We start from the raw sequence: 7,579 nt of genomic DNA, 5'->3' as shown, positions 1-7,579 counted from the left end.
GGATGGTGGTGCCGGTGATGCCGGCGCGCTTCCAGGCGAGGATGCGCTCGCGGTGGGGCTCGACCTGGGAGCTTGGTCCGGGATTGGCCTGACGTTGGCCCAAGACCTCGGCCAGCGCCGTGTCATCGGGCAGGGGGGTGCTCGGCCTCGAGCCAGCCGTGCGCGCTGGCGACGCGCCTGAGCTTGGCGGCTTTGCCGCGTCCCATCAGGCGCGCCGCGGCGATCTGGCGGTCTGAATCGCCCTGGCGCATCCGCACCAGGACTTGTCGATACTCGTACATCTCGAAACTCCGATTACTCATTGCTACCTCCGCGTCAAAACGCTTGACGGTAGCAAGGGTTGGACGAAGTTCGAGAACCCCACTCACCACTTCCTAGGCCTCTTCGCCTGACAACCAGCTGGCTCCTTGGTCTCGATCCTGCGCTGGCTCCTTTATCCCGGTCCGTGGGTGGCTCCATTATCTCGGTCAGAAGGTGGCTCCTTTATCCCGATCCTCGAGTGGCTCCATATGCGCGATCATTGACACGAGGATCAGGCTCCGCTGCATCTGTTGCAGGTCGCGAACGGCCTCCCAGCTCATGGCCTCGTCGATGTGAAACAGCGCACGCTCCCAGCCTTCGAACCCTGGGTGTGCAGCCAATCATCGCGCAGGCACTGCCAGGCGCCCTGCAGATCGGACAGGATGGTTTTCTCGTAAGCCGTCGGTTCAGTGGAAAATCCCATTGCGTCTCGGCCCGATGCAAGAAATCTGGGCCAACCCCGATGATTGCATGCGTTTTGCGGACAGCGTGGATTGATGGGCAACGGAGAGGGAATCGGAGCGCCGAATGAGCAATCCTTAAGCCGCTCACTCCGCCCAATGCGCCGCCGCCACAACAAGAGCGCGCCCCAGGCCAGCGCGCCGAGGATGATCAGGCTGCCGAGGGTATGACTGACCTGCGCCAGGCCCTGGTCCCAAGCCAGTCGCTCCGTCTCTCCGAGGATACACTCCCCGTCTTGAAAGCCGAAGGGCGCGGCGCGGCCACTGTGACCACCGAGCAGGGCGGGTTGCCCGCCGTGTCCGCCTCAATGAGCGCACGAGCAGTCCGCAGACTGCCAACCTGCCGGCGACCCTGCATCCCAGCAACCAGGCTATCATGACGCACAAGATCGACTTTGCCGTGCCGGGGAATGAGGACTGCGGTGCCTGCCCGACCAACGTGCCGGAACAATTCCGGGTCCCTGCTCGGCCATTGATCAGGGGTGAGTAGACCGATAGGCGTCGTGCGCTGGATGTGCTACCTGTCCTCGGCGCTGATCTGCTCCGGACGCCATCGCCGCCAGCAACGCACTGCCGAGGACTGACATCGGCCGCCCTTTGACACGCATGCGACCGCTCGCACCATCGACGAACGCCCTCAAAGCACCGCTACAAGCCTGGCTCGCCGAACGCCGACACGCGCGCAGCGACAGTCCTGAGCACCACCCTCGGCTGCACTATGCCTGGGATGCGGACGCCGCCGTTCTGCTCGTCGACTACTCGCCTCTGCTCGGCATTGAGTGCCTGCATGCGGTCAGCCACTGGACCTCGGGCTTTGCCACCCTGCGCTATGCCGAGGGGCTGTTTGAACCCGCCTGCATCCGCGATCTATGGCTGCCGTTTCAACGCGACCATGAGGACGCTGCGTTTCGGCACTGGTTTGCGACCCTGCCCGAGGAGCTGGCCGAGGCCTTGGAGCGGCTGCCGGCTCGGCGCTATGCCTTGGCCGTGCTCCCCCAACGCTCGGAGGCGGTGCGGGATCTGATCCTGTCGAACGCCACGCTCTGCTTCCTGCTGCATCACTGGGCGGAGACACAGGGCTGGTCTGAGCATCAGCTGATCGAGCTCGCGGGCCGCAAGCAGACCGAGATCCTCAGCGCCTTGGGACTGCCGCCCTATCGCCGCGTGCTCAGGCTGATCGCCAAGCTGCGCATCGGCGAGTTCGACGCCTATGAGGTTGCCCGGCTGTTGCGGGTGCTGCGTCAGGAGGCGACCTGCAACGCCCTGGTGCATGAGCCTGAGTTGAGCTGCCGGTTGGTGAAGATCCTCGAGGACTATCCCTGGGTTGCCGGTCGCCCGTTGCAGCGGTTGCTCTGTGAGGCCTCGAACCGAACGCTGCGCGAATGGATCAACGACAGTCTGCGCATGGGCGGTGAGGCGGCACTCCGTGAGCTGCGCCGCTGCGATCGGCCGTCACAGGTGCGGCGGCTGCACGAGCGCTTGATCGTCGAGCAGATCGAGCAGGACGGCAACCACCGCAGACGTTTCGACGCCAGCGGCCACATCCTCGCGTTTCCACCGGCCCCCTTCGCCGACACCGCGTCCATTCAGGCGATCACGACGCCGGATGCGCTGCAGCTGGAGACCCAATCGATGCGCCATTGCGTGGCCTCCTACACCGATCGGGTCTACGATGGCCAGTATGCGGTCTACAAGGTGTTGGAGCCGGAACGGCTGACCTTGGGGCTGCGTTTGCGCGACGGTGGTGGTGTGTTATTGGATCAGCTGAAGGGCTTTGCCAACCAAGCGCCATGCCCGCAAGCGCAGGCGGCGGTGGAGCAGTGGCTGCATGAGCAATTGAAGGCGGGGCGGTCTTGATGCGAGGCGCAGGACGTCGCTCGAAGGATCTTATGGTCGATGCGCGGAATCGTCCGCGCTGGCGATGTCCATTTCGTTCGCCGCCACAGCAGCGGCAACACAGACTCGGAGACGTGAGACGCATCAGGCTTGACGATCGGTCGCAATCGGCCAGCAGGGGACGCCAATGATCGTCATGCTACGATTGCGAGTCACTCAGACATGCTCGGTTGGAGTATCTCTGCAAACATGACGTGAACGAGCGATGAAAAGAAAAGCACAATCCAAAAAGGCCACGAGTACCGGTAGAGGTCCACTCGCGAGAAAAGTGATCGCCTCAGCTCGGCGACATCTCCAGCAGAAGGTGACAAACATCGCCGATTGGAGAGAAGCCAGATTAAGATCTGAAGACTATCAAAGGACAGTGATCTCGAAAGACAAACTGACGGATTACGATCCACTGCATGGCTTGTACATCTATGCTCAGAATCAACTGTCCATCCTTATTGAGCAGATCGCTGAACTGCCGATGGTAGACAAATTGGCAGATGCCTATGCCGAAGCGCTGGAAGGGTATATGCCGTCTAGCCCGCCGATGAGTCCGCTCACCGTCTCGTATTTCACCTGCTGGGGATCTTTTGATTTATGTTCTTCCGGTGCGAAGACAGAAACCTTGGCTACGATCGCGACGGATTTTGCGATATTCCAACATGTTGATGATGGGTTGACAAGCCTGTTTGAGACGATGCAAGCGTCAAGGATGGGAATCTATCGGCATGAAGGTGCATCCGGTCGGTTTGTATTCTTGCGTGAATTGATAACGAATCGCGAGGTAAAAGCGTTATCGGCGAGCGGCTATGTGGGCAACCTGGGGGAAATCTGGTTCGTGCGTCTACTGCCACCACCCTTTGAAAACTCAATATTTGATTATTCGCTCGTTTTCACGACGCCGTATGTCTTGGGCAAGCTAGGTCCAGGGCGGGCGTTTCTGTCTTCTGTTGAAGATGACTGGCTGGCCTTCTTCAAGAGAAACCTACCCAAGATCCATCAAGACACTGAGGAATTGGCTTATGATCACTTGATGAAATTCGGCTTGAGCCGTAACTATTGGAATGAATATATTTTTCTATCGTATCGAAATCATCGGAATAACGTGATTTTCCTGGAAGGGTTTCCAGATGTAGCGGCGAGTTTGCCGCATTCAAAAGAAGGTCGGGATGCTTTGGGGGTATAGCGTAGACAGGCCGCCCGGAGCAGGCGGACATCGCTCCGGGCGCTATTGTGTTGTTCTCGACCAAAGACGCTTGGCTCTTGGAGACAACACTCAGGCTGTCAAGCAGCGATGATGGTGATCGATCGCTTGTGGACGGCTCGACGATGATACGGGATCACTCCAGGCGAGACGCCGATGACAGCACTTGCACCCCTGATTGACCTGCCCCCGCAAGAGGTCACCCGATCGGATGCGCAGATCGCGCACAGAGAAGACGTCGAGGTTGTTCATCAAGGGGACCCTGATCAATGGGTGCTCACAAAACGGAGCACAGACGGAGAAGCCCGATTGACTGATCAACCGGTCGATCTTGGCGTATCCTCTGCGCGCTGATCCTCGAGGAGGCGTATCGCCTGCCTTTGATCTTGGCTGCAAACGCGGCCGTTGCGAGGAGCCCCAACAGCGACAGAACGTCGATCACGCTCAACGGTGCCGAACGCCAGCAGTGGCCAGCGTTCGAAATGCCATCCAGCTGCGCTGCAGGCTCATTCGGCGATGATCCCTTTCGCCTGCAAGCTCGCGCGGGACAGCGCCTGACGCAAGGGCAGCTCGGACTCATCGCGGATGTCCATGTTCAGGACGAAGATCCAGGTTGCATCGGCTGTCTCGACATAGCCAATGTACCAACCGATCTGAGGTGTCGCGCGCGCGGCCCAACCGGTCTTGGCGAAGAGGCGATAGTCCCTGCCCTCCTCGGCCAACATGATCGCGCGCACGCCGGCGTAGGTCTCTGGGCGATAGGGCAGCCGGCGCTCGATGACCTGGCGCAGGAAGCGCACCTGCTCCTGGGCGCTGATGGTCAGGCTGCCGTCGAGCCAGAATTCGGTTGTGACAAAGGGCTCATCGAGCCGGCCATAGTCGGCCTGCGCCAGATGGACGCGATAGCGCTCCGCGCCGATACGCTCGGCCAGGCGCTGATAGCACCAGACGCCGGAGAAGGCAAAGGCGCTTTTGAGGGTTTGATCCTGGTTCCAGGCCGGATAGGGATGCGAGCGGCCGTCCCAGGGCATGACCTCGTCGATCCCGCTGATCGCGCCCTCTTCCAAGGCGATCAGCGTGTTGAAGACCTTGAAGGTGGAGGCGACCGGCAGGCGTTGCTCGGCCCGCGCTGCGTTGTGCACGATGACCGCTTGGCCATCGAGACGGGCGAGGACGACGGTGCCTTGCACGCCCGCCTCGGCCAACAACGCGGCGATCTCGGCGTCCTCGGCCTGGACGGGGGTGACGGGGATCAGCATGGCCAGCAGCAGCCAGCGCGGCCGCACTCGGAGCGTCGGTCTTGTGCTGTCGGATGGTCATGTTGGCTGACGGGTCATGATGGCAGTGGTCCTCGAGCGTTGAGGGTTGACGCGTCGCGGGAAGGCGCGGCTCAGGAGAGCCCGATCCAGCTCAGCAGCGGTGGCAACAAGAGCGCCGTGGTCAAGGCCGAGAGCGCCATCGCCAGTCCAGCGAAGGCGCCCATGGGTGGCGCAGCGCGAGCGCACGCAGCCGATGGCATTGGCGATAGAGCGGGATGGCGAGGGCGACCGTGGCCGGACCGAGCAGGAAATGCACGAACTAGGCGCCATCGAAGTAGGTCCGGTAGGGGGTGTCGGTGAGCCAGAGCAGACCGATCAGCAGCGCGATGGCGACCATCACCGGGTTGAGCAACGGCGTGCTCCCGGCTAGGCGATAGAGGCGCAGCGCGATCAGGTAGCAGGTCAGGGTCGCGGTCAGCCACAGCAGCGGCGAGGCGGCCAGATAGACCCAGATCTCGTTCAGACGACCTTCAACCATCGCTCGGTCTCCGCCGCCAAGCCATGAGGCGCCGCATGCCGGCCATCGTCAGCGCAGTGACCACCAGGGTGATCAGGGTGCCGAGGATCAGGGCCAGCGCGAGCGCTTGCCAGTGCTCGCGTACCCGCTCCCAGTGCAGCATGACGCCGACACCGGCGGGCACGAACAGCAGCGACAGATGGGCGAGCAGGCTGTCGGCGGTGCGACCGACCTCCTCGGCAACGCCACCGCGCAGGAACAGCCAGCCCAGTAGCAGGAGCATGCCGAGCACCGGTCCGGGAATAGGCAACGTGGCCAGTTGGACCAAGGTCTCGCCGAGCAGTTGGCAGAGCAGGATCAGCAGCAGCGCTTCAAGCATGGGCGATGTCGCCGCTGCCTTGTCGAGCCGGGCTGTCTGTTCATGGACATCTCCTCATGCCGAAGTTGCCGGTTTCGGCTTCTTCTCGAACACCTGCAGATTCGGCTCCTCCAGGAGGATCGCTGGCCCCTGATCGGTCGGCACCTGGGCACCGAGCTTGCCGCTCAGCGCGGCGACCCATTGCGGCCAGTCGCTGTTGGCCTTGGTCAGCTTCTTCCAGGTCTTCGGGCGCAGCGTGGCAACCACCAGCGCGTTGTCGGTCTGGATGCCAATCTTCATGCCGTCTTTGATCTGTACCGCCTTGGGCAGCTGGTTGAATTTCAGGGTGAGCTCGAGGCGACCGGGCACGATAGCGTCCTCCGTCAGTGGGGCGTCTTTGGGGAGTTTGGGGGCAGGCGGAGTCGGTGGCTTTGACGACGGCGACTTGGGCGGTTTGATCTCACCGCGCAGCTGTGCTGCGGCTCGCTCCGACTCGCGCGCATTGACCTCACCGGCGACTGTTCCGTCGAGGTCGATGCGGGGTGCGCCTTCACACATCGCTTCCAGATAGGCTGGCTGGCTGCAGTAATAGGCGAGCGCTTGTTTGAGCATGCGGCTCAGCACCCATTGGGCCGTTGCCCGCTGGTCTTTGCTGGTGCCTTCGGTCAGGATCAACTCAGCCGCCAGCGGCTTGAGCAGGTCCTTGTGGATCTTGAGCTTCAGCGGACGTGGGTTGGCAAGATCGAAGCAGGCCGGGAAGCGTTAGAGCAAATCCCGGGGTTCAATGCCTTCAGGCAACGCCTGCTGCCTCGACTGGTCCGGCTCGGCGGTGGTTTGTGTCGGTTCAGGGCTGGTCATGCCGGGAAACATCGCCTCGCGATCGGTGAACGGCCGCACGGATGCTCTCTCATCCTGTCACCGCCTCGAGCCAGTACAGACGTCGCCTTCGGGTACAGCATCCAGCCACGTGCGTAACTGCGCCGTGCGTTCCCGCGTCAGGCGCTCCATTGCCGAGGCGTAGCAGGTCGGATACATCGAGCCATAGCTGATGGAGGGGTCGCCATCTGCCGTAGGCGGATAACGTGCCTGCAACTCCGCATCACGAAACCGGATCCAGGCAAATTGGGCAGCCTTGAGCTTTTCCAAAAAGTGGGGTTGATCGCGATACTGGCGGCGAATCTGCTGATAGACGCGGTTCAGCGCTGCATCGGCCTGCTGGAAGCTGGCATCGGCCTGTTGGTTGATGTCGAGCTGGGTGGTTGGTGGTGCGGCTTGCGCAGAGGATAGCAGCCCCGCGCCCTGCAACCCGGCGGGGATGGCGACGACCGCGATGGCGGCCAAGCCATTGCCAATCCGATTCTTCAACTTGATGGTTTTCATGGGCGACATTCGTCTCTGACGGCAACAGACGTGTCTTCATTCAGCACTCGCTCGCGCACGTATGACAACGATTGAAGTAGCGACTGACTTTAGACTTGTGACCAAATAATAATCGTTTTCTCATTGAAAAACATAGTTATTTTTGAGGTTGGCCAACCCTGCAACGACCAAGATCACCTGATCAGCCATGCGAGTAGCACGATTTCTGAACGTGTT

Annotated in this window: 8 protein-coding genes and 2 pseudogenes; 2 read left to right on the top strand and 8 right to left on the bottom strand. The window is 61.4% G+C overall.

Annotated elements, in window-relative coordinates:
* Positions 1-122: 122 nt before the first annotated feature.
* Complete coding sequence (locus CCR96_RS01930) at positions 123-302, bottom strand: hypothetical protein (protein ID WP_201215619.1); 180 nt, start codon at positions 300-302, stop codon at positions 123-125.
* 165 nt (positions 303-467) lie between these two features.
* Positions 468-641, bottom strand: coding sequence for a hypothetical protein (locus CCR96_RS01925; protein ID WP_201215618.1), 174 nt, complete (start codon positions 639-641; stop codon positions 468-470).
* Positions 642-1,367: 726 nt separating this feature from the next.
* Here CCR96_RS01925 and CCR96_RS01920 point away from each other — a divergent pair.
* Both CCR96_RS01920 and CCR96_RS01915 read left to right on the top strand, forming a co-directional pair.
* Positions 1,368-2,618 (top strand): PcfJ domain-containing protein, encoded by a 1,251-nt coding sequence (locus tag CCR96_RS01920; RefSeq protein WP_201215617.1) that lies wholly within the window; start codon positions 1,368-1,370, stop codon positions 2,616-2,618.
* Positions 2,619-2,961: 343 nt separating this feature from the next.
* Positions 2,962-3,831, top strand: a complete 870-nt coding sequence (locus CCR96_RS01915; protein ID WP_207191827.1) for a hypothetical protein — start codon at positions 2,962-2,964, stop codon at positions 3,829-3,831.
* Between the two features lie 524 nt (positions 3,832-4,355).
* On the opposite strand, the gene blaOXA is transcribed toward CCR96_RS01915, so the two are convergent.
* The 6 genes and pseudogenes from blaOXA to CCR96_RS01890 all read right to left on the bottom strand — a co-directional run bounded on the left by blaOXA (position 4,356) and on the right by CCR96_RS01890 (position 7,324).
* The gene (gene blaOXA, locus CCR96_RS01910; RefSeq protein WP_201215614.1) at positions 4,356-5,108 is read right to left on the bottom strand and encodes a class D beta-lactamase; all 753 of its coding nucleotides are present in this window, start codon (positions 5,106-5,108) and stop codon (positions 4,356-4,358) included.
* 181 nt (positions 5,109-5,289) lie between these two features.
* A pseudogene (locus CCR96_RS01905) lies at positions 5,290-5,646 on the bottom strand (LrgB family protein).
* Positions 5,639-6,004, bottom strand: coding sequence for a CidA/LrgA family protein (locus tag CCR96_RS01900; protein ID WP_201215612.1), 366 nt, complete (start codon positions 6,002-6,004; stop codon positions 5,639-5,641). Before CCR96_RS01900 ends, CCR96_RS01905 begins: the two are co-directional and overlap by 8 nt.
* Positions 6,005-6,058: 54 nt before the next feature.
* Positions 6,059-6,733, bottom strand: a pseudogene (locus CCR96_RS01895) (ProQ/FINO family protein); the annotation flags it as partial.
* A 12-nt stretch (positions 6,734-6,745) separates the two neighbouring features.
* Entirely contained in the window at positions 6,746-6,880 is a 135-nt protein-coding gene (locus CCR96_RS24980) for a hypothetical protein (protein ID WP_274601053.1), read from the bottom strand.
* Positions 6,881-6,898: 18 nt separating this feature from the next.
* On the bottom strand, positions 6,899-7,324 hold the full coding sequence (locus tag CCR96_RS01890) for a lysozyme inhibitor LprI family protein (RefSeq protein ID WP_242518340.1): 426 nt from the start codon (positions 7,322-7,324) through the stop codon (positions 6,899-6,901).
* Positions 7,325-7,579: the final 255 nt, after the last annotated feature.

Source organism: Halochromatium roseum (assembly GCF_016653315.1).
Taxonomy (GTDB): domain Bacteria; phylum Pseudomonadota; class Gammaproteobacteria; order Chromatiales; family Chromatiaceae; genus Lamprobacter; species Lamprobacter roseus.
The sequence above is the reverse complement of the archived record's forward strand: the minus strand, read 5'-3'. Positions and strand labels throughout refer to the sequence as shown.